Origin of the sequence: Campylobacter sp. US50a, from assembly GCF_004379015.1 — a bacterium.
Taxonomy (GTDB): domain Bacteria; phylum Campylobacterota; class Campylobacteria; order Campylobacterales; family Campylobacteraceae; genus Campylobacter_D; species Campylobacter_D jejuni.
The window spans coordinates 21,573-42,319 of the sequence record NZ_RYYJ01000010.1 but is presented as its reverse complement, the minus strand read 5'-3'; the positions used below and the strand labels follow the sequence as shown (position 1 = coordinate 42,319).

The window sequence follows — 20,747 nt, the reverse complement described above, 5'->3', positions numbered from 1 at the left end:
TTATCATACTTTGCTTAATTTCTTTTTTTCACATTCTAGAATTTATTTTTCACATCCTTTCACTTAACTTTGACTTTTAACAAGAATTTTGTTTTTAAGTTCTTCGATTTTTGCTTTTAAAGAAGCATCATTTTCTATCATTTCTGTGATTTTTTTAACATTATGTGAAATAGCCGTATGATCTTTCATTTCAAAATAATTCGCAAGTTGTGGCATAGTCAAAGCCGTAAGTGTCCTAGCTAGGTAAATCACAATGCGTCTTGCTGTGACTATATTTTGAGTTTTTTTATTGGATTTCACATCACTTGGTTTGATGTTAAATTCTTTACATACCAAAGATAAAATGTCATCTATGGTGATATTTTCTTTCTTTTCTTTGATATGATCTTTCATCACACTTTTGGCAAGTTCGAGTGTGATTTCTTGTCCTAGTATGGTTGCATAAGCATTTAAACTTATGATGATGCCTTCGATTTCTCTTATATTATCCCCTAAAGAAGTAGCGATATAGTTTATGATATCATTAGAAAGATTGATATCGTTAAATTCACATTTTTTTCTTATGATGGCTATTTTTGTATCTAGTTGAGGTGGAGTTATATCAGCTATGATCCCATGTGCAAAACGACTTTTTAAGCGTTCGGTTATACCTTTTAGCATGTTGGGTGGATTGTCTGAAGTCATGATGATTTGTCCATCGTTGTTTTTGATTTCATTAAATATAAAGAAAAATTCTTCTTGAATTTTATCGGTTTTTCCTAAAAACTGCACATCATCTATAAGCAAAACATCGCAGTTTCTATATTTTTCATGAAATTTATCTAAAGAGCCATTTTTTAAATTTGAAGTAAAATCATTGATAAAATTTTCACTTGTAGCGTAAATGACTTTTTTTCCCATTTCTAAACTTGCATTTCCAACTGCTTGAAGTAAATGTGTTTTTCCAAGTCCTGTAGGCCCATAAACAAAGATTGGATTATAAAGTTTTCCAAGTTTGTCTTTATGTATTATAGCTTTACATGCTCCATAAGCGTATTTGTTAGAATCCCCCACAACAAAACTTTCAAAAGTAAAAGAAGGATTTAAAATCGTGCTTTGTGCCTTTATATGAGCTATGTCGATTTTTGTGCTTTTGTTGCTTTGTTTAGTACTTTGTGCTTGTATATTTATGATGGCTTTATTTCCGCTTTGCACTTCATAAAAATGTGCGATTTTTTTGCCGTATTTTGTTTGTATGAATTTAGCCATGAGTTCATTTGGAGCATTAAAAACCAAAAGATCTGCTTTGCTTTGCTTTTCGTTGAATTTTAAATTTGATAGATAGTTTTCGTATTCGTTTTCGCTTAATTCTTTTTTTAAATTTTCAAGTATTTGGCTTGGATTCATAATCTCTCTTTAAATTTTGCATAATGTATAAATTTTATCTTAAATTTCATAAAAAAAGGTTAAAATCCGCTTTTGTATTTTATTTTCAAAAGGTATGAATTTGAAAATTTTAGGTATAGATCCAGGTTCGAGAAATTGCGGTTATGCTATCATAGAAGCCAGCAAAGGAAAAAATATTCTCATAGAAGCAGGACTTATAAAGATAAAGCCAAGTACTTTACAGTATCAAATCACAGAGCTTTGCGAGGGTTTGGATTTGATTTTTAAAAATCATTCTTTTGATGAGGTGGCTATAGAAGATATCTTTTTTGCTTACAATCCAAAAACCGTTTTAAAACTCGCACAATTTCGCGGAGCCCTATCTTTAAAAATTCTTCAAATTCATGGAGACTTTGCAGAATACACTCCCTTACAAGTGAAAAAAGCCGTCACAGGAAAAGCCAAAGCAACCAAAGAACAAGTTGCTTTTATGGTAAAAAGACTTTTAGGACTTGGTAAAGATGTCAAGCCTTTAGATATCACAGATGCTATAGCAGTGGCTTTAACCCATGCGGCAAATTTAAGAGTTAGGGTGTGATTTAGTAATTTTCATTACACAAAAGTCCAAAGTTCCATAAACTCCTAAAATACCTTTAAATTTTTTCTATAAATTTTTAAAAAATTCATAAAAAATTTCAAAAGTTGGAACAGAACTTGCTTGTAAAACTTCACATAAACGCAAAAGTTTTTTAAAGCCAAAGCGTTAAATTTTTAAAGCAATATTTTATAAAGGATTTAAGATGATGAGATCACTTTGGTCTGGCGTAAGCGGACTACAAGCACATCAAGTTGCGATGGATGTTGAAGGTAATAACATTTCAAATGTTAATACCAATGGTTTTAAATACTCTCGTGCAGATTTTGGAACTATGTTTAGCCAAACAGTAAAAATCGCTACAACTCCAACTGATGGAAGAGGCGGACAAAACCCACTTCAAATCGGTCTTGGCGTTTCAGTAAGTTCTACTACAAGAATTCACTCTCAAGGTTCAGTTCAAACTACAAATCAAAACACTGACGTTGCTATCAATGGTGATGGTTTTTTTATGGTAAGTGATGATGGCGGTCTTACAAACTATCTTACGCGTGATGGAGGCTTTAAGCTTGATGCTTATGGTAACTTTGTAAATAATTCAGGTTTTATTGTTCAAGGATGGAATATCAACTGGGATGATCAAACCATAGATAGTTCAAGAACTCCACAAAATATTTTCATCGATCCAGGCATGCATATCCCTGCAGCAAAATCAACCGAAGTAGCTATCAAAGCAAATTTAAATAGTGGTTTAAATATAGGAACTTCAAGTAGAAATCTTTATGGTCTTGACTCAGTTCATGGTTATAATACTAAAACCAACAAAGCTGAAGATGAAAACGATACAGGAACGACTCAGTTTTATACCACTTCTAAAAACTCGATTGAAGTAACCGAAAAAGGTGTGGATGCAGGATCGCTTTTTAACGCCAGTGGAACAGGGTTAAATTTAAGAGATGGTCAAGGAATTTGGGTTTCATACGCTGATGCAAAATACTCTACTAATCAAGTTGGTGCTAAAGCTTTTGATGAAAATTCTCATACAAATCAAACTGCGGCTTTTTGGGGTAATAAAGATCAAAAGGTAAATTTAGATATAGTTATAAATGGGGTTAAAATTCAAAATGCTGATATTCAAAGTATAGATGATGCTATAGCTTATATCAACACTTTCACCGCACCAACCGATACTAGAGATGGAACAGGAGTAAAAGCAGTTAAAAGTTCTGATGGCAGTGGTATACAGTTTGTAAATGATAATGCTGATGGCACTACAGACAATATGAAAAATATTAGCTTAACTGTAAATGATGGAAATACAGCAGGTGAACTTTGGAATGCAGTATGGAATACAAATGATAGTAAATTTACTTTTAATCAAAATAATCCAGCAATTACGAAAAATGGTACTTCTTTATGGACTGCAACTCAAATGAATCCTACTCCAGATGGTAAAAAACCTGTAACCTTAACTGGAACAAATTCAGCTCAGGTTATCACTGCGCATAAATATATCTATAGTTCAAATCCTGTGGATTTACCACCTATGTACAATCCTGATGGAGGCCCTAGTTTTAATGATAATACGCCTAATAATACGAATGATGTTCCTACGGATCCTGCTTCTGCTAATTATTTTAATGCTGTAAAAAACGGTAGCCTTTTAAATACAAATGCAAGACAGTTTAGAACCACAGAAGATTTAAGAGAACTTTTACAAAGAGATGCTAGATATGGGGTAGACTATGATGGAGATGGTAAATTTACTGCAACTGGAGATGTAAACCAAGCTGTAAAAGTTGTGGTAAATGATACAGGACATTTTGCTATCTCAAATGCTAAAGAAGATTCAACTATTCCAAAAGGTGCTGGAGTGGCTAATGCTACGCAAACTACACCAAAAAATATGAGTTTTAATATCACTGCTTATTCTAACAAAGAAGGCACAGTAAGTACAAACGATGCTTTTACAGCTATCTTTAAAGCTTGGGATGGTCCTTTAGTAACGGGTGGATCGATCAAAGAAAGCGAACAACTTAAACTTTCATCTTTTTCAGCCGCGCTTGATATCTATGATTCTTTAGGTTCAAAACACAGTCTTGAAGTACAGTTTGTAAAACAAAGTACCACTCAAGATGGGGGTAATGAATGGCAAATGATCATCCGTGTGCCAGAACCTGCAGAGATCAACACTACAGGAGAAGGTCCTACGAACATCATCGTGGGTAGTGCAAGATTTAACAACGATGGATCTTTGGCTAGCTATACACCAAAAACTATAAGCTTTTCACCAAACAATGGTGCTGCGCCAAATCAACAAATCAAACTTTCCTTTGGAACAAGCGGAAGTAATGACGGCCTTGTAAGCTCAAACTCTGCTTCAACTCTAACAGGACAAGCAACCGATGGTTATACTTCAGGAAACTTAAAACCTGATGCAATTCGCGTTGATGATAAAGGAAATATCTTGGGCGAATTTACCAATGGTAAAACCTTTGCTGTAGCAAAAATCGCAATGGCTTCAGTGGCTAATAACTCAGGCCTTGAAGAAATCGGCGGAAACCTTTTTAAAGTTACTGCAAATAGTGGTAATATTGTAGTAGGTGAAGCAGGAACAGGGGGTCGTGGTGAGATGAAAACCTCAGCTCTTGAAATGTCAAATGTGGATTTGAGCCGTTCTTTAACAGAACTTATCATTATCCAAAGGGGTTATCAAGCAAACTCAAAAACCATTTCAACCAGTGATCAAATGCTTCAAACCTTGATTCAGCTTAAACAATAATTTAAGCTTAGCATTCTATAAAATATTGTTTTTTGCTCCCTTAAAGGGAGCAAGCCTTGCTTTACAAGCCTATCTTGGTAGTCTTGTAATACTAGGCTTAGGCTTGAACTGCCTTCAATTTATTGCTAACTCACTCTTGCTAGGGGTGAGTTGCAATAAAATTGCATTTTCTTATCTGTATCATAATCGTTTTAAAAACTTATTTTGTTATAATTTTTGCTTGAATTTAAATTTAAGGAAAATCTATGCGTTATGGTGAAAAAGAAATCAAAGAATTTGATGTAGAAAATATGGAAATTTGGCCAAATGATGCGAAAAATGACTATATCATTAAAATCACTTTGCCTGAATTTATGTGTACTTGTCCGCGTTCGGGTTATCCTGACTTTGCGACGATTTATCTTGAATATATGCCTGATAAATTTGTGGTTGAGCTTAAGGCGATAAAGCTTTATATCAATACTTTTATGTATAGAAATGTTTCACATGAAGCAAGTATCAATGAAATTTATAATACTTTAAAAGATAAATTAAAACCAAAATGGATTAAAGTTGTAGGGGATTTTAACCCGCGTGGAAATGTGCATACGGTGATAGAATGTCGTAGTGATATAGTTGTTCCAAAATAATATTTGAGTAAAATATTCACATATTTTTATGTAAAGATTAAATATTTTATAAAAATTCTTATTTAATCTTTGAAGAATATATAATATAAAAAGATATAAAATTTTTAGATCGAATTTTATTATAAGGAGTTAGGATGAATAAAAAATTATTAAGCATTGTCGCAAGTGCTACTTTGTTTTCAAATTTGGCTTTAGCAGATGAGAATTCCGGTTTTTTTATAGGTGCTGATGCAGCTTGGATGCATGCTCAAGTAAAAAGTGAGTTAAAACATAAGAAGAATACAAAGCAAAATTTTAATGGAGATATTTCAGGTAATATACCATCATTTGGTCTAAAACTTGGATATCGTTTAAATGAAAATCATAGAATTTATGCTGGTTATAATTATTCTGATGAATTTAGTGATTTTATCAAAACTCCTAAAATTCAAATCGAAGGTGATTTTGCTACACATAAATTTTTAACAGGTTATGATTTTACTCCTAAGCTTTTTGAAAAAACCAGAGCTGTTTTAGGTGTGTATGGAGGATATGCAAGAACAGATCTTACCTTAAAAACAAGCTTTTTATCTTTGTCGCAAAATTTTGACGGTTATTTTTATGGAGCGAAAATAGGTGCTTTATATGATTTGACACCACATAATGAAATAGAATTAGGCTTTAAAGCAGAGCAAATTCATTATAATTCTAGAAATTTTTATCAAAATACAGTAGGTTCAAACTTTTACGATCCTAAACAAATAAATTATGGTGTATATTTAGGATATAATTATAAATTTTAATCTAATGCAAGTTTTTATAACTTGCATTAATGAAATCAACCTCCACCAATAAAGTATTTTTCAACATCGTCAAGTAATTTTTCACAAATTTGAGAATCTGTATTTTTTTCTACTATAAGATTTATATAAGTTTTAGTATCTCTAAAGCTTCCTGCTGATTTTGAATTTTCGCGGGTGAGTTTTTGAGTATCTCTAGTGTATTCTATATTGATGTTAAATTTAAGTGCAGCACTTGCTTCGCCTAAATTTGTTTTTACTACTACATTCATTTTAGAAGCTTTAGCGAGTGTGGCTTGGGTTTTATTTATGATTTCTTTAAAGCGTTGGCAAGATCGTATGAGTGTAGCGATAAATTTGTTATCAAGCCCCTCATAAGCTACTTTGAGTTTGTTTTTGATGTCTTTTGTACTTTCTTTTTCAGGGGCTACAAAAACCATGTAAAAACCATTTTTTATAGCTACATTGTCTGTTTTTACATCGCGTCCACTTGACATAACTTTAACATAAATGGCATTATCAAGATAAACACGATCTACCATAGGGCCATAAATTTCGTATTCTTTTTTTCGGACTATGACTTCACGAGCTAGGACATTTAATTTCACATTGGCTTCGTGGATAACAGGTTCCATTTCCTTTTTAATCTCTAAGAGTTCTTTTAACATCAACATCCTTTTTGTTACTTAAAATTACAATTATATCAATAATTTTCTTAATTTAAGAATTTTACAAACACATTTACTAAAAATATGATACATTAGGGATTAATTTTAACAAAGGAGGAAAAGATGAAACAAATTTTTAAAATTTCAAATTCAGTCCAACAAAAAAGTAAAGATACTTTTAATCTACTACTGCAACTCTCACTCTAAAACTCAATTTTATTTTTAATCATTTTTTATATTTTTAAGTTTTTATCATTGTTGTCAAGTTTTTGAATTTTTTTAAATTCATTTAGTTTGTTTGGTTTTAAAGGATTAAATCATGAAAGATAATAAAATCATAATCTTTGATACCACTTTGCGTGATGGAGAACAAGCTTTAGGCAGTTCTTTGGGTATCAATCAAAAATTACAAATCGCTTTAGCGCTTGAAAATTTAGGCGTAGATGTTATAGAAGCAGGTTTTCCGGTATCTTCACAAGGGGATTTTAAAGCGGTGCAAAAGATCGCTTCTAAGGTTAAAAACTCAACCATTTGTGCACTTTCTAGAGCATTGGATAAAGATATAGATATGGCTTATGAAGCTTTAAAAGTGGCAAAGCATTTTAGGATTCATACTTTTATAGCCACTTCAACTTTACATATACAAGATAAATTAAAAAAAGATTTTGATGAAATTTTGTCTATGGCAAAAAGAGCGATTATAAGAGCAAGATCTTATACTGATGATGTAGAATTTTCATGCGAAGATGCAGGAAGAACTCCTATAGATAATCTTTGTTTTATGGTGGAAAATGCGATAAAAGCAGGCGCTAAAACTATAAATATCCCAGATACTGTGGGCTATACCCTGCCAAGTGAATTTGCTAATATCATCAAAATTTTATTTAACAAAGTGCCAAATATAGACAAGGCTATCATTTCTGTGCATTGTCACAATGATTTAGGTATGGCAACGGGCAATAGCTTAAGTGCTATTTTACAAGGTGCAAGACAGATAGAGTGCACTATAAATGGACTTGGCGAAAGGGCGGGCAATTGTGCTTTAGAAGAAGTGGTTATGGCGATAAAAACTAGGAAAGATTATTTAAAAGGTTTTTATACTGATATTAAATGTGAAAATATCTCTAAAACTTCAAAATTAGTTTCAGCTATCACTAATGAAAGCATACCTTCGCATAAAGCTATAGTTGGTAGCAATGCGTTTTCTCATAGTTCAGGCATTCATCAAGATGGAGTGCTTAAAAATAGGCAAACTTACGAGATCATAAGCCCTAGTGCCATAGGAATTCATGAAAATCGTATGTTAATGACGGCAAGAAGTGGAAGAGCTATGATAAAAACTTGCCTTGAAAATTTAGGCTATGATGAAAATACTTATAATTTAGATGATGTTTATGAGCGTTTTTTACGCCTTGCGGATAAAAAGGGTCAAGTGTATGATTATGATTTAGAAGCTTTGATGTTTTTAAGCTATGAAAATGAAGAAGAAAATGAATTTATACTTGAAAAATTAAGCGTGATTAGTGGCAATATCCCAACCGCTTGTGTTTGTATGCGTATCAAAGAAGAGCTAAAAACTGAAGCTTGCACAGGAAATGGTCCTGTTGAAGCAGTTTTTAACTGCATTGCTAGGATAACAAATTTAAAGCCTGTGTTAAAAGCTTACAGTATTAATGCAAAAAGTTCAGGGGTAGATGCTCAAGGACAAGTGGATGTGGATTTGGAATTTAAAGGGAGAAAATTCCATGGAAAAGGACTTTCAACAGATGTTATAGAAGCTTCAGCACAAGCTTTTGTGAGTGCTTACAATGCGATTTATCGCTCTTTAAAAGTAGAAGAAAGGAAAATGGCATGAAAACTTATAAAGTAGCTGTTTTAGCAGGAGATGGCATAGGACCTTTAGTGATGAAAGAAGCTTTAAAAATTTTAACTTTTATTGCGCAAAAATACAATTTTAGTTTTGAATTTAACGAAGCTAAAATAGGTGGTGCAAGTATAGATGCTTATGGAGTGGCTTTAAGTGATGAAACTTTAAAGCTTTGTGAGCAAAGTGATGCGATTTTATTTGGTTCTGTTGGTGGGCCTAAGTGGGATAATTTGCCCATAGATCAAAGACCTGAAAGAGCCTCGCTTTTGCCTTTAAGAAAGTATTTTAATTTGTTTGCAAATTTGCGTCCTTGTAAAATTTATGAAAGTTTAACTCATGCTTCACCTTTAAAAAATGAGATTATCCAAAAAGGAGTGGATATTTTATGTGTTAGAGAGCTTACAGGTGGGATTTATTTTGGTAAGCAAGATTTAGGCAAGGAAAGTGCGTATGATACTGAAATTTACACTAAAAAAGAGATAGAAAGGATAGCTCATATCGCTTTTGAAAGTGCAAGAATAAGAAAGAAAAAAGTGCATTTAATCGACAAGGCGAATGTTTTAGCAAGTTCTATTTTGTGGCGAGAAGTAGTGGCAAATGTTGCAAAAGATTATCAAGATATAAACTTAGAGTACATGTATGTGGATAATGCTGCGATGCAGATTGTAAAAAATCCTAGCATTTTTGATGTTATGCTTTGTTCAAATCTTTTTGGTGATATTTTGAGTGATGAGTTAGCTGCCATTAATGGATCTTTAGGTTTGTTAAGTTCAGCAAGTTTAAACGATAAAGGTTTTGGGCTTTATGAGCCAGCAGGTGGAAGTGCGCCTGATATAGCTCATTTAAATATAGCCAATCCCATAGCTCAAATTTTAAGTGCGGCTTTGATGTTAAAGTATAGTTTCAAAGAAGAACAAGCCGCGCAGGATATAGAAAATGCTATATCTTTAGCATTGGCACAAGGAAAAATGACTAAGGATTTAAATGCTAAGTCGTATTTAAATACTGATGAAATGGGAGATTATATTTTAGAAATTTTAAAGGAGAATAACAATGGCTAAAACTTTATATGAAAAAGTCTTTGATGCTCATGTGGTTTATGAAGGCAAAAACGAACTTCCTATACTTTATATCGATAGACATTTAATCCATGAAGTAACAAGCCCTCAAGCATTTTCAGGGCTTAAAATGGCTAAGCGTAGAATGGCAAGAGCGGATTTAACTTTGGCTACTATAGATCATGATGTTTCAACTAAAAGTATGGATTTAAATGCTTGTTCTGATATGGCAAAAGAGCAAATTACAACTTTGATGCAAAATACTAAGGAATTTGGAGTAAGGCTTTTAGGACTTGGAGATAAAAATCAAGGCATAGTTCATATAGTAGGTCCTGAGCTTGGCTTTACTTTACCTGGGGTTACTTTAGTTTGTGGGGATTCTCATACGGCAACACATGGGGCTTTTGGAGCTTTAGCCTTTGGTATAGGCACGAGTGAAGTAGAGCATGTCATGGCAACGCAAACTTTAAAACAAGCCAAACTTAAAACCATGAAAATCGAATGTAAAGGGCAGTTTCAAAAAGGCGTTTATGCTAAGGATTTGATTTTGTATTTGATCGCACAATACGGCACGGCAAAAGGCACAGGTTATGCTATAGAATTTTGCGGAGAACTTATAAGAAATTTAAGCATGGAAGCTAGAATGACTCTTTGTAATATGGCTATAGAATTTGGAGCTAAAGTAGGTATGATAGCTCCTGATGAAATCACTTTTGAGTATATTAAGGGAAAGGAATTTGCACCTAAAGGAGAAGAATTCCAAAAGTATTGTGAGTATTGGAAGAGTTTAAGAAGTGATGAAGGGGCAAAATATGATGAGAGCATTACTTTGGATGCAAGCAAGATAAAACCACAAATTAGCTATGGAACAAATCCTTCGCAAGTGATTGGCATAGATGAAAAAATTCCAAAAATAAGTGATTTTAAAAATCAAAGTGAGCAAAAATCTTTGCTTGATGCTTTATCTTATGTAAATTTAGAGCAAGATCAAGTTATAAAAGGGGTAAAAATCGACATTGTATTTATAGGATCTTGTACAAATGGGCGTTTAGAAGATCTTAAAATAGCCGCTGATATCTTAAAAGGGCGCAAAATTCATAAAAATGTTAAAGCTTTAATCGTGCCTGGTTCAATGCAAGTAAGAAAAGAAGCTGAAAATTTAGGACTTGATAAGATTTTTATCGATGCAGGGTGTGAGTGGAGATATGCAGGGTGTTCTATGTGTCTTGGTATGAATGATGATAAAGCAAATTCAGGTCAAAGAGTTGCTTCAACTTCAAATCGTAACTTTGTAGGAAGACAAGGTAAAGGTTCTATCACTCATTTGATGAGTCCTGCAAGTGCAGCAGCTTGTGCCATAGAAGGTGTTATTTGTGATAATAGAAAGTATTTAGGAGTTTAATATGCAAAAATTTATTATATATAAAGGTATAGCTTGTCCTTTAGAATATGCCAATATAGACACAGATCAAATTATACCTAAACAATTTTTACTTGCAGTGTCTAAGCAAGGTTTTGGCAAGCATTTGTTTCATGATTTGCGTTATTTAGATGATAAAGAAAGTGTTTTAAATATGGATTTTAATCTCAATAAAAAAGAATATCAAAATAGCTCTATTTTGGTAAGTTTTGAAAATTTTGGTAGTGGCTCTTCAAGAGAGCATGCACCTTGGGCTTTGGTTGATTATGGTATTAGAGCTATTATTGCACCTTCTTTTGCGGATATTTTTAAAAACAATGCATTAGGAAATGGTTTGCTTACTATAGAGCTTGCTAAAGATGAGGTTTTGGAAATAGTTGATGAGTTAAAAAAATCCCAAGATAAAAATATAGAAATTTCTTTGTTGGAAAAAAGAGTATTTTTTAAAGATAAGATTTTTTCTTTTGATTTAGATGATTTTCACAGAATTTGTCTTTTGGAAGGACTTGATAATATAGCTTTGACTTTAAAACATGAAGCACAAATCAAAGCCTATGAAAAAAACTCAAAAAGCTTTTTGGTTTAGAATTTTTTCATAAGCTAAAAAAGGATCTTGGTAATTAGGTATGTCAAAGTTTCCACAAAAATTAAAATCAAGCTTTTTAAAAAGCGAATTCATAGGAAAATTTTTACTATGAGTATCTGCTCTTAAACTTGCCTTGTGATTTTCCAAGGCAAAATTTTCGCAAAAATTTAAAAGTTTTTGTGCCACGCCTTTGCCTTTTGCATTTTGTTTGACGGCTAAACGGTGTAGATAAAAGGCTTTATCATCATAATTTTTGTTAAAAATAACTTGTTTGTAAAATTCAGGTTCAAATTTTTCATTGATACAGATAAAGCCTAAAATTTCATCATTTTCTTTAAACACATAAAGTTCTTGTGCTTGTATGTCTTCTTGAAAAACTATTTCATTGGGATAATTCTCATCCCATTGGTGAAAATTCATAGCTTTCATAGCATTTAAAGCATCTTTTGTGATTTCAAGTATAGAATTTAAATCTTTATGGACGGCTTTTTGTATGATAGTGTTTTGCATAATAATCCTTTGTATAAGGAAGGGTGATGGTGGCTCCGATTGGACTTGAACCAACGGCCACTACCATGTCAAGGTAGTGCTCTACCAGCTGAGCTACGGAACCATATGGTGGAGCATAGCGGGTTCGAACCGCTGACCCCAACGCTGCCAGCGTTGTGCTCTCCCAGCTGAGCTAATGCCCCTTTATAAGTCTGAGATTTTATCGCAATATTACTTGTTTTTGGCTGAAAACTAAAATCAAATTTTTAATTTATGATGTAATATATGTATAAAAAGATTTATTTTTATGAAAAATTAGAGAATTAATGAGAGTAATTTTACTATTTGATTAATTCTAAAATATCTCTTTTTTTGCTAAGTTCAAGCTGTCTAGAATAATAAAAATATTTGGTCAAAACCAAAATTCCTATATGGAATTCTTTTTTCTTATCTAAAAATTTCTTAATATATTGATGAGCATTATTAATAATTTCCAATGCATCTTTTGGGCGACTTTTAAAATATTCAATTACTGCTGACAAATTCTCATTATCAATCAAAGCAAAGTGATAATTTGGTTTTAGAGTTCCTTCCATAAACCAAGTTTCGCAAGTTATTTTTGGAGCTAAAACTAAAGAATTAGAATTCATAGCCCATTTTAAGTTGCTTGCTACATCGTTACCCTCTAAAGAAATTATAAATTTATACTTCATTTGTTCTTTTTTATTTAAAAAGTTTTTTTTCCATTGGCTAGATTGTTTTGAAGTATCTCCTATATCGCAAAAAGTTCTACCAAAATAAGAATCAAAAAATTCTTTTCTATGTTTTTGAAATACTGCTCCTCTAAATATTGCTATATCCTTTTTATTTTCATAGTTTATGTTATCTTTTAAAAAGCAAAAATGCCTATTTTTATCAAGTTTTAATAAAATATTATTTATATTATTTTCCAAAGATCTCGATTTGCAAATAGTTGCTTCTTTAAAAGTATGTCTTACATCGCCAAATTCTTTATTCCATAAAAATTCATCTTTAAAGTATTTACTGATTTCATAAGCATCAAAAGCATAAGAGGTGTCTTTAAAAGGAAATTTTCCTATTTTTTCCTTTGCTGTAGGTGTAAAAAATTCATTTATTTGATTATAATATTTAACTCGAGTTTGTATTTCTTCTAAGTCTTTAATATTGTATTTTAAAATATCATTAAAAATTTTATCTAAATTTATTTGAAAAAAATATCTTGGTATAAAAGATATTCCTATTCCTTTTAAATTCATCAAAAGTCTTGATTGTAGCATTATAAAAAACCTAATAAATAAAATTTTTAATATTTTATCAAAAATTTAAGAATTTGTAAACAATAAAATAACTTTTGACAAAACAATAATTTTTAAATATTAAAAATAAGAATGGCAGACAGGAAGGGATTCGAACCCTCGAAAGCTTGCACTTTACACGCGTTCCAGGCGTGCTCCTTCAACCGCTCGGACACCTGTCTATGAAATAAAGTGTTCATTATATCTATAAAAGCTTTAAAAATAAAGAAATTTTTTAAATATTGAAAATAAAATTATTTTTTAAAAAAATCAGAAAATTTTTAGTAAAAAGTAGTATAATTATATTTTTATTTTTAGTCAGGGTAGCTCAGCTGGTTAGAGCGCTGGTCTCATAAGCCGGAGGTCGGGAGTTCAAGTCTCCCCCTTGACACCATTAAATGTAATAATTATTTTTTTTCTTTTGTTACTACAAAAACAATTCCACCGAAACCTATAATCACAACAGCTGTTATAAAAACGATTTCAAAAATATCTAACATTGTCATTGTTCTTTTGCCCTTTCTTTAAGCTGTCCACAAGCAGCTGAAATGTCAAGCCCTTTACTTTCTCTTATAGTGCAAGTTACACCTTTATTACTGAGTAAATCTTGGAATTTAATCGCATTTTCTAAACTAGGGCGTTTATATAAACTTCCTTCATGTGGATTAAAGAGTATTAAATTCACTTTAGCTTTAATGCCGTTTAAAAGCTTGACTAATTCTTTAGCGTGTTCAAGCTTATCATTGATACCATCAATTAAAAGATATTCAAACATTACCCTTTTTCTTTGATCTATAGGAAATTCACGCACCGCATCCATAATTGCAGCGATATTATAAGCTTTATTGATAGGCATAAGCTCAGTTCGAAGCTCATCATTAACCGCATGCAATGATATAGCAAGTAAAACACCTAAATTCATTTGACCTAATTCTTTGATTTGTTTTGCTAAACCGCTAGTGCTGATGGTTTGACGGCGAGGACTTATGGCAAGCCCCTCATTTTGCGCTAAAATTTTTACCGCTTTAGAAACATTTTTAAGATTATCCAAAGGCTCGCCCATACCCATATATACTATATTTACACGGCGTTCATAAGGGATATTGTTTTGTTTCTTTATCCATAAAATTTGTCCGACTATCTCCCCTGCACTTAAATTTCTTTTCAAACCACCCTTGGCAGTAAGACAAAAACTACATCCGCTTTTACAACCTACTTGAGAAGAAACACAGATAGTATATCTCGCATGAGAAATTCTTTTGCCTTCTGTGTCTATTTTTTCTTCTTTCATAGGCAAAAGCACACTTTCTACCCTTAAACCATCGATAAGTTCAAAAAGATATTTTATACTTCCATCTTTGCTTTGCTCATTTTTAACGCATTTTACAGGAGAAAAATGAAAATTTTGCGCAAGTTCTAAACGTAGATCTTTTGGTAAACTTGACATATCGGAAAAATCATTGGCGTATTTTTGATAAATCCATTGATAAATTTGTTTCACGCGAAACATCGGTTTGATTTTTTCTCCTAATTCTTCAGGTAAAAAATCTAAAATATTAACAAGCTCTTTCAAAATTATTTTCCTTTTTGAATTTTTAAATATAATGATATTTTTTTAAGTATTCTTCTAATTTTTCTTTTGCCTTTTGATGATTTTTTATAAAATCTTCGTGAGCATTTTCATTACAAAAATTTGTTGCACACAAAATACACTCTGCATCAATATTTAAATTTTTAGCTACGCTCAAAACAGAAAAGGCTTCCATATTTTCTGCAAAAAAACCTAATTTTGAAAATTCTTTTGCTGCTTTTGAATTTTGACAAATATAATTTGAAGAATTGATTTTGATTGTTTCACGAGAAACATTTTCTTTTTCTAAGCAAATTTCATATTTTGCAGGAGTATAAAAAGCATGTGAAATTTTAGAAAATTCTACATTAAAAGCATATGAACTTCTATAAATTTCTAAAATTTCTCCCTTATCATAAAGTCCACAAGTTCCTATAAATATAAGTTTTGATGGTGTTTCTTTTAAGCAAAGTTGACCCAAATGAAAAGCTGATTCAACCAAACCTATACCTATAGCTTTTGCAAAAGAAAAATTTTCATTTCCACCCGCACAAACAATCATTTTGATCCTTATGAAATTTTACAAAAATAATTCTACCTAAAAAGACTTAATTAAGAATTTTTAGATAAAATTATTTCTTATGGTTAAAGCAAAAAAACAATACGGACAAAATTTTTTAATCGATAAAAGCGTATTAGCAAAAATCATCCAAGCCATACCCAAAGAGATGAACAATATCATTGAGATTGGGCCTGGCTTAGGTGATTTAACGCAAGAACTTTTAAAAATTTCTCAAGTAAAAGCTTATGAAATCGATAATGATCTCATACCTATTTTAAAAAAGAAATTTCAAAAAGAACTTGAATGTGGAAAATTTAACTTGATCCATCAAGACGCAAGCGAAGCTTTTAATCCTAGTCTTGATGAAAAACCATATTTTTTGGTTGCAAATTTGCCTTATTATGTTGCAAGTCATATTATATTAAAAGCTTTAGAAGATAAAAATTGTCTAGGGCTTATTGTAATGGTGCAAAAAGAAATGGCTGAAAAATTCTGCGCTAAAGAAGGAAATAGTGAGTTTTCTTCCTTAGGTGTTTTAAGTGCAATGATTTGCGAAAGAAAAATACTTTTTGATGTTGATCCACAATGTTTTAATCCTCCACCAAAAGTTATGTCAGCGGTGATGAGTTTGATTAAAACTAAGGATTTTGATGAACTTTGCGAAATAGAAAATTTCAAAAATTTTCTAAAAGACTGTTTTAAAGCTCCTAGAAAACAACTCTTAGGAAATTTAAAAACATATAAAGCAAAAGTTTTAGAAGTTTTAAGCACCCTTGGCTTAAAAGAAAACATCAGACCACATGAAATTTGCGTTGATTCATACCTTAAAATTTATGACAAATTAAAGGATGAATATGGACGAAAACAAAGAGATAAATAAAAACGAACAAAATCCGAACTCAAATTCAAAAAACAATAAACGCTATAAATATAAAAATCGCAGAAAAAAATTAGCCGATTCTTTGCAAAATGAAAATGATACTCCAAAAATTGATCAAAATTCTAACAAGGAAATTTCTGAAAACTCAGAGAATAAAACTGAGAAAAAAAAGAAAAAAAATCGCAATCTTCCTTCAAAACTCACAGGCAATGAAGATTGGCAAATCGCTCTTGCAGAATGTATAGAAGCTAACCGTGTTTCACATGAAAACCGCTTACACCCTTTAAAATATAATAATTCTAGCGAACATAAAATCCGCATCACTCCTTTAGGAGGCTTGGGAGAAATTGGTGGAAATATCAGTGTTTTTGAAACCAATAAAGATGCAATTATAGTAGATATAGGTATGAGTTTTCCTGATGGAACTATGCATGGGGTAGATATTATCATTCCTGATTTTGACTATGTAAGAAAAATTAAAGATAAAATTCGTGGTATAGTGATCACTCATGCGCACGAAGATCATATCGGTGCGGTGCCTTATTTCTTTAAAGAATTTCAATTTCCTATCTACGCTACACCTTTGGCTTTAGGAATGATTTCAAACAAATTTGAAGAACATGGCTTAAAAGCAGAACGCAAATGGTTTCGTCCTGTAGAAAAACGCAAAGTTTATGAGATAGGTGAATTTGATATAGAGTGGATTCACATCACGCATTCTATCATTGATGCTTCAGCACTTGCGATCAAAACAAAAGCAGGAACGATTATCCACACAGGTGATTTTAAAATCGATCAAACTCCAATCGATGGCTATCCAACAGACTTAGGGCGTTTGGCGCATTATGGAGAAGAAGGGGTTTTATGTCTTTTAAGTGATAGTACAAATTCTTATAAAGAAGGTTATACAAAAAGTGAAAGCTCCGTAGGGCCAACTTTTGATCAAATTTTTGCACGCACCAAAGGCAGGGTGATCATGAGCACCTTTAGTTCTAATATCCACCGCGTTTATCAAGCTATCACTTATGGTTTAAAATACGGTAGAAAAGTTTGTGTGATCGGTCGTTCTATGGAAAGAAATCTTTATACCACTATGGAATTAGGCTACATCAAACTTGATAGAAAAATTTTCATCGATGCTGATGAAGTAAGCAAATATAAAGACAATGAAGTGCTTATTGTAACTACAGGAAGTCAAGGCGAAACCATGAGTGCGCTTTATAGAATGGCAACAGATGAGCATAAATTTATAAAAATCAAACCTACAGATCAAGTGATCATTTCAGCTAAAGCCATACCAGGAAATGAAGCAAGTGTTTCTGCGGTGCTTGATTATCTTTTAAAAGCAGGAGCTAAAGTAGCGTATCAAGAATTTAGTGAAATTCATGTAAGCGGACACGCTAGTATAGAAGAACAAAAGCTTATGCTAACCCTTACTAAGCCTAAATTTTTCCTACCAGTTCATGGAGAATACAATCACATCACCAAACACAAAGAAACAGCGATGAAATGCGGTATTCCTGAAAGAAATATCTATCTTATGAGTGATGGTGATCAAGTAGAACTTTGCCAAAAATATGTTAAACGCATAAAAACCGTAAAAACAGGTAAAGTTTTTGTGGATAATCAAATCAACAAACAAATCGCCGATGATGTAGTTATAGATCGCCAAAAACTTGCAGATAGTGGTATAGTGGTTATTATCGCACAAATTGACAAAGCCACAAAAACACTGATCAACAAACCAAGAGTATTTAGCTATGGGCTAGTAGCTGACAAACACGATCATGCTTTTAGCAAAGATATGGCTGAAGTTTTAGGACAGTTTTTCATTAATGTTAAAGATGAAGTACTCAATGATCCAAGATTTTTAGAAAATCAAATCCGCCAAGTTTTAAGAAAACATATCTTTAGAAAGATTAAAAAATACCCAACCATAGTTCCAACTATTTTTGTAATGTAAAAAAGGGCAAAAACGCCCTTTTTAAGGAAGATCAAATGAGAATTAATAAATTTATATCCCATAACACCCGCTATTCACGCCGTGAAGCTGATGAACTTATCAAACAAGGTTTAGTAAAAATAAACAACAAAATTGCCCTTTTAAGCGATGAGGTTAAATTTGATGATAAAGTCTTTGTTAAGGGTAAAAGAGTGCAAAAAAGAACGCAATTTAGCGTGATAATCTACCATAAACAAAAAGGCGAAATTGTCAGTAAAAAAGACGATCGTGGAAGAAAAACTATATACGATACCTTGCCAAGACAATTTAGTACTTGGCTTAGTGTAGGCAGACTAGATTATGCAAGTGAAGGCTTGCTTTTGCTTACAGATTCTCCTGTGATTGCCGATGCTTTAATGCATAGTGATTTAGAAAGAGAATACTACCTTAAAGTTAAAGGTACGGTGAGCAAACAAGTCATCGAAGCGATGCAAAATGGACTTGAGATTAAAAACGAAAAAAAAGGCGCACATGCAAAAACTAAAATTACCTCTATGAGTTTTGCTCCTTTTATAGACTTTGAAATTTTTGGATCAAGTGGAGGTTATACTAAGCTTAGAGTGGTTATAAATGAAGGTAAAAATAGAGAGCTTAGACGCTTTTTTGGACATTTTGATCTTGAGGTTATGGATCTTAAGCGTGTTGCTTTTGGAGCATTAGATCTTGGTATGTTAAAGGCTGGAAAACATCGCTATTTAGAAAATGGAGAATATGAAAAACTAAGAGATTTTTTGAAAATGAATAATATATATTATTAATTTTTTATAGGTTATTTTAATTTGAAGGGAGATTAAAATAAAAGACTTTAAATTATTTTAAAATTTTTGTAATTTATGTGAAGATGGACAAATTTAACTTAAATTGTTTTTTACATAAAATAAAAATCTTTTTCTATTTCTCTGCAAATTTGACTTTTGCAATGTAATTCTTTTTTATATTTTTTCAAAATTTCAAAAGTACTTGAGATAAAAATGCCAAAACCACATTCTTTGACATACTTAAAAACATTTTCAAATTCTTTTTGTGAAATATTGTTTAAATTTGCATTGAATTCTAAATCTTTGCTTACGATATTAAGTTGTGAGTTGAATTTAGCTCCTTGTATTTTTCCTTCATAATTTAAAGAATATTTTTGTAAAGCAAGTTTAATAAAATTATTATTTTTTTGATGTTTGTTAAGAGTGTTTTTTAAAATGTTGCCAATTTGAATATCTTTTGCATAGACATTTATTTTTCCAAAATCTTCTTTGAAATTACTGTAAATAATTCTAAGATTTTCAGTATAAGCAAGAATAAAAATTTCGTCGCCTACAAAAAAATTTTTAACATCGCAAACTATCTTTTTGTCTTTAATGTTACATTGATAATCTGCAGCACCTACTCTAGCACCACGTATTCCATAAAATTGCAAAATATCATAAATAGGCATAAAAATAAGTTCTTTATCTCTACTATAAGGATCTTTAAGAGAATTTAATCCTTTATTGATACAGGTTAGTGAATTTTCAAGGTTTACGCCAAAGACAAAAGTGCAAAACGTTAAAATGTAAAAGATGAATTTTATGCTTTTTCCTTAAGTAAATATAAAAAAATTATTTTATAAAACATTTTGATGTTATGTTTTGATAATTTAATTTTTTTGGATAATTATATATTTTATTCCTTAAAATAAATATAATTCATTGATTGTTAAAATTTTCACCAAAAAATAAAATATTTCAATTTCGTCCTTTTAAAAAGGAAAATAATATAAAATTTTCATTGAATTTCTTGACTTTGAAAACAAGATTTTATATACTCTCATTTCAATTTTTATAAATTGGTTAGTTTTTAACTAACGAGTTCTTTTTAAAGGAAATATTATGGAAAGAATTAGGCTTAAGCTAAAAGCTTATGACCATCGAGTACTAGACAGAACAGTTGCAGCAATCGTAGAAGCTGTTAAAAGAACAGGTGCGGATATCAGAGGTCCGATACCAATGCCTACTAAAATCAAACGCTATACAGTTTTAAAATCTCCACACATTAACAAAGATTCTCGTGAGCAGTTTGAAATAAGAATTCACGCGCGTATGCTAGATATAGTAGCAGCGACTCCAGATACAGTTGATTCTTTAACTAAGCTTGATTTAGCGCCAGAAGTAAGCGTTGAAGTAAGAGCTATGGGTAAGTAAGGATA

Annotated in this window: 20 protein-coding genes and 4 tRNA genes; 13 read left to right on the top strand and 11 right to left on the bottom strand. The window is 31.6% G+C overall.

Features of this window, described 5'->3' with window-relative positions:
• Positions 1-63 precede the first annotated feature (63 nt).
• Positions 64-1,386, bottom strand: coding sequence for a chromosomal replication initiator protein DnaA (gene dnaA, locus ELQ11_RS07475; protein WP_002870442.1), 1,323 nt, complete (start codon positions 1,384-1,386; stop codon positions 64-66).
• A 94-nt stretch (positions 1,387-1,480) separates the two neighbouring features.
• Between dnaA and ruvC the strand changes: the two genes are divergently transcribed.
• The 4 genes from ruvC (at position 1,481) to ELQ11_RS07450 (ending at position 6,153) form a co-directional block, all read left to right on the top strand.
• The gene (ruvC, locus tag ELQ11_RS07470; protein ID WP_079264419.1) at positions 1,481-1,963 is read left to right on the top strand and encodes a crossover junction endodeoxyribonuclease RuvC; all 483 of its coding nucleotides are present in this window, start codon (positions 1,481-1,483) and stop codon (positions 1,961-1,963) included.
• A gap of 202 nt (positions 1,964-2,165) precedes the next feature.
• Positions 2,166-4,742, top strand: coding sequence for a flagellar hook protein FlgE (gene flgE, locus ELQ11_RS07465; RefSeq protein WP_134225224.1), 2,577 nt, complete (start codon positions 2,166-2,168; stop codon positions 4,740-4,742).
• Between the two features lie 245 nt (positions 4,743-4,987).
• Positions 4,988-5,371 (top strand): preQ(1) synthase, encoded by a 384-nt coding sequence (gene queF, locus ELQ11_RS07455; protein WP_070209957.1) that lies wholly within the window; start codon positions 4,988-4,990, stop codon positions 5,369-5,371.
• 134 nt (positions 5,372-5,505) lie between these two features.
• On the top strand, positions 5,506-6,153 hold the full coding sequence (locus tag ELQ11_RS07450) for an outer membrane beta-barrel protein (protein ID WP_126230514.1): 648 nt from the start codon (positions 5,506-5,508) through the stop codon (positions 6,151-6,153).
• Between the two features lie 35 nt (positions 6,154-6,188).
• On the opposite strand, the gene ELQ11_RS07445 is transcribed toward ELQ11_RS07450, so the two are convergent.
• Positions 6,189-6,818 carry a hypothetical protein gene (locus tag ELQ11_RS07445; RefSeq protein WP_002870446.1) on the bottom strand — a complete coding sequence of 210 codons (630 nt, stop codon included), beginning with the start codon at positions 6,816-6,818 and terminating at the stop codon, positions 6,189-6,191.
• Positions 6,819-7,137: 319 nt separating this feature from the next.
• On the opposite strand from ELQ11_RS07445, the gene leuA reads away from it, so the two are divergent.
• The 4 genes from leuA to leuD are packed head-to-tail and all read left to right on the top strand — an operon-like array spanning position 7,138 to position 11,749.
• Positions 7,138-8,673, top strand: coding sequence for a 2-isopropylmalate synthase (gene leuA, locus ELQ11_RS07440; protein WP_002870447.1), 1,536 nt, complete (start codon positions 7,138-7,140; stop codon positions 8,671-8,673).
• A complete protein-coding gene (leuB, locus tag ELQ11_RS07435; protein WP_052859143.1) occupies positions 8,670-9,746 on the top strand; it encodes a 3-isopropylmalate dehydrogenase in 1,077 nt (358 codons plus the stop codon). The genes leuA and leuB overlap by 4 nt, the downstream gene beginning before the upstream one ends.
• A complete protein-coding gene (leuC, locus tag ELQ11_RS07430; protein WP_079396633.1) occupies positions 9,733-11,145 on the top strand; it encodes a 3-isopropylmalate dehydratase large subunit in 1,413 nt (470 codons plus the stop codon). The genes leuB and leuC overlap by 14 nt, the downstream gene beginning before the upstream one ends.
• A 1-nt stretch (position 11,146) precedes the next feature.
• A complete protein-coding gene (gene leuD, locus ELQ11_RS07425; protein ID WP_134225223.1) occupies positions 11,147-11,749 on the top strand; it encodes a 3-isopropylmalate dehydratase small subunit in 603 nt (200 codons plus the stop codon).
• Here the strand turns inward: leuD and ELQ11_RS07420 are convergent.
• The 5 genes from ELQ11_RS07420 to ELQ11_RS07400 form a co-directional block, all read right to left on the bottom strand.
• Positions 11,729-12,259, bottom strand: a complete 531-nt coding sequence (locus ELQ11_RS07420; RefSeq protein ID WP_002870451.1) for a GNAT family N-acetyltransferase — start codon at positions 12,257-12,259, stop codon at positions 11,729-11,731. The two genes, leuD and ELQ11_RS07420, sit on opposite strands and share 21 nt — an antisense overlap.
• Positions 12,260-12,286: 27 nt before the next feature.
• Positions 12,287-12,362, bottom strand: a tRNA-Val gene (locus ELQ11_RS07415).
• 3 nt (positions 12,363-12,365) lie between these two features.
• A tRNA-Ala gene (locus tag ELQ11_RS07410) sits at positions 12,366-12,441 on the bottom strand.
• Positions 12,442-12,579: 138 nt separating this feature from the next.
• A complete protein-coding gene (locus ELQ11_RS07405; RefSeq protein ID WP_070261419.1) occupies positions 12,580-13,536 on the bottom strand; it encodes a glycosyl transferase family 90 in 957 nt (318 codons plus the stop codon).
• 112 nt (positions 13,537-13,648) lie between these two features.
• Positions 13,649-13,736 (bottom strand) — tRNA-Ser (locus tag ELQ11_RS07400).
• A 135-nt stretch (positions 13,737-13,871) separates the two neighbouring features.
• On the opposite strand from ELQ11_RS07400, the gene ELQ11_RS07395 reads away from it, so the two are divergent.
• A tRNA-Met gene (locus ELQ11_RS07395) sits at positions 13,872-13,948 on the top strand.
• A gap of 13 nt (positions 13,949-13,961) precedes the next feature.
• On the opposite strand, the gene ELQ11_RS07390 is transcribed toward ELQ11_RS07395, so the two are convergent.
• Genes ELQ11_RS07390 through ELQ11_RS07380 form a run of 3 tightly spaced genes read right to left on the bottom strand, consistent with a single transcriptional unit; the run spans position 13,962 to position 15,686 of the window.
• Complete coding sequence (locus ELQ11_RS07390) at positions 13,962-14,060, bottom strand: hypothetical protein (protein WP_002869298.1); 99 nt, start codon at positions 14,058-14,060, stop codon at positions 13,962-13,964.
• Complete coding sequence (gene rlmN, locus ELQ11_RS07385) at positions 14,057-15,127, bottom strand: 23S rRNA (adenine(2503)-C(2))-methyltransferase RlmN (RefSeq protein ID WP_052859150.1); 1,071 nt, start codon at positions 15,125-15,127, stop codon at positions 14,057-14,059. The genes ELQ11_RS07390 and rlmN overlap by 4 nt, the downstream gene beginning before the upstream one ends.
• A gap of 22 nt (positions 15,128-15,149) precedes the next feature.
• Positions 15,150-15,686 carry a purine-nucleoside phosphorylase gene (locus tag ELQ11_RS07380; protein WP_052859152.1) on the bottom strand — a complete coding sequence of 179 codons (537 nt, stop codon included), beginning with the start codon at positions 15,684-15,686 and terminating at the stop codon, positions 15,150-15,152.
• Between the two features lie 79 nt (positions 15,687-15,765).
• On the opposite strand from ELQ11_RS07380, the gene rsmA reads away from it, so the two are divergent.
• From rsmA to ELQ11_RS07365, 3 genes are read left to right on the top strand one after another with little or no spacing between them, the layout of a single operon-like run.
• Positions 15,766-16,566 (top strand): 16S rRNA (adenine(1518)-N(6)/adenine(1519)-N(6))-dimethyltransferase RsmA, encoded by an 801-nt coding sequence (rsmA, locus tag ELQ11_RS07375; RefSeq protein ID WP_002870454.1) that lies wholly within the window; start codon positions 15,766-15,768, stop codon positions 16,564-16,566.
• Positions 16,535-18,529: a ribonuclease J gene (locus ELQ11_RS07370; protein ID WP_079264310.1), complete on the top strand. Its 1,995-nt coding sequence runs from the start codon at positions 16,535-16,537 to the stop codon at positions 18,527-18,529. The genes rsmA and ELQ11_RS07370 overlap by 32 nt, the downstream gene beginning before the upstream one ends.
• A gap of 35 nt (positions 18,530-18,564) precedes the next feature.
• Positions 18,565-19,326 carry a pseudouridine synthase gene (locus ELQ11_RS07365; protein WP_002937493.1) on the top strand — a complete coding sequence of 254 codons (762 nt, stop codon included), beginning with the start codon at positions 18,565-18,567 and terminating at the stop codon, positions 19,324-19,326.
• 110 nt (positions 19,327-19,436) lie between these two features.
• Here the strand turns inward: ELQ11_RS07365 and ELQ11_RS07360 are convergent, their stop codons facing one another.
• Entirely contained in the window at positions 19,437-19,997 is a 561-nt protein-coding gene (locus ELQ11_RS07360) for a hypothetical protein (protein WP_074487264.1), read from the bottom strand.
• Between the two features lie 433 nt (positions 19,998-20,430).
• Between ELQ11_RS07360 and rpsJ the strand changes: the two genes are divergently transcribed.
• Entirely contained in the window at positions 20,431-20,742 is a 312-nt protein-coding gene (gene rpsJ, locus ELQ11_RS07355; RefSeq protein ID WP_002779353.1) for a 30S ribosomal protein S10, read from the top strand.
• The last annotated feature ends 5 nt before the right edge of the window (positions 20,743-20,747 follow it).

What these genes read in the sequence shown, in the direction of transcription:
- ELQ11_RS07445 (WP_002870446.1), bottom strand. Translation starts at nt 6,818, where the DNA reads ATGTTAAAAGAACTCTTAGAGATTAAAAAGGAAATGGAACCTGTTATC.
- queF (WP_070209957.1), top strand. Translation starts at nt 4,988, where the DNA reads ATGCGTTATGGTGAAAAAGAAATCAAAGAATTTGATGTAGAAAATATG.
- dnaA (WP_002870442.1), bottom strand. Translation starts at nt 1,386, where the DNA reads ATGAATCCAAGCCAAATACTTGAAAATTTAAAAAAAGAATTAAGCGAA.
- leuB (WP_052859143.1), top strand. Translation starts at nt 8,670, where the DNA reads ATGAAAACTTATAAAGTAGCTGTTTTAGCAGGAGATGGCATAGGACCT.
- ELQ11_RS07360 (WP_074487264.1), bottom strand. Translation starts at nt 19,997, where the DNA reads ATGCCTATTTATGATATTTTGCAATTTTATGGAATACGTGGTGCTAGA.
- ELQ11_RS07450 (WP_126230514.1), top strand. Translation starts at nt 5,506, where the DNA reads ATGAATAAAAAATTATTAAGCATTGTCGCAAGTGCTACTTTGTTTTCA.
- leuD (WP_134225223.1), top strand. Translation starts at nt 11,147, where the DNA reads ATGCAAAAATTTATTATATATAAAGGTATAGCTTGTCCTTTAGAATAT.
- leuA (WP_002870447.1), top strand. Translation starts at nt 7,138, where the DNA reads ATGAAAGATAATAAAATCATAATCTTTGATACCACTTTGCGTGATGGA.
- rsmA (WP_002870454.1), top strand. Translation starts at nt 15,766, where the DNA reads ATGGTTAAAGCAAAAAAACAATACGGACAAAATTTTTTAATCGATAAA.
- ruvC (WP_079264419.1), top strand. Translation starts at nt 1,481, where the DNA reads ATGAATTTGAAAATTTTAGGTATAGATCCAGGTTCGAGAAATTGCGGT.
- rpsJ (WP_002779353.1), top strand. Translation starts at nt 20,431, where the DNA reads ATGGAAAGAATTAGGCTTAAGCTAAAAGCTTATGACCATCGAGTACTA.
- ELQ11_RS07405 (WP_070261419.1), bottom strand. Translation starts at nt 13,536, where the DNA reads ATGCTACAATCAAGACTTTTGATGAATTTAAAAGGAATAGGAATATCT.
- ELQ11_RS07365 (WP_002937493.1), top strand. Translation starts at nt 18,565, where the DNA reads ATGAGAATTAATAAATTTATATCCCATAACACCCGCTATTCACGCCGT.
- flgE (WP_134225224.1), top strand. Translation starts at nt 2,166, where the DNA reads ATGATGAGATCACTTTGGTCTGGCGTAAGCGGACTACAAGCACATCAA.
- ELQ11_RS07370 (WP_079264310.1), top strand. Translation starts at nt 16,535, where the DNA reads ATGAATATGGACGAAAACAAAGAGATAAATAAAAACGAACAAAATCCG.
- ELQ11_RS07420 (WP_002870451.1), bottom strand. Translation starts at nt 12,259, where the DNA reads ATGCAAAACACTATCATACAAAAAGCCGTCCATAAAGATTTAAATTCT.
- ELQ11_RS07380 (WP_052859152.1), bottom strand. Translation starts at nt 15,686, where the DNA reads ATGATTGTTTGTGCGGGTGGAAATGAAAATTTTTCTTTTGCAAAAGCT.
- ELQ11_RS07390 (WP_002869298.1), bottom strand. Translation starts at nt 14,060, where the DNA reads ATGACAATGTTAGATATTTTTGAAATCGTTTTTATAACAGCTGTTGTG.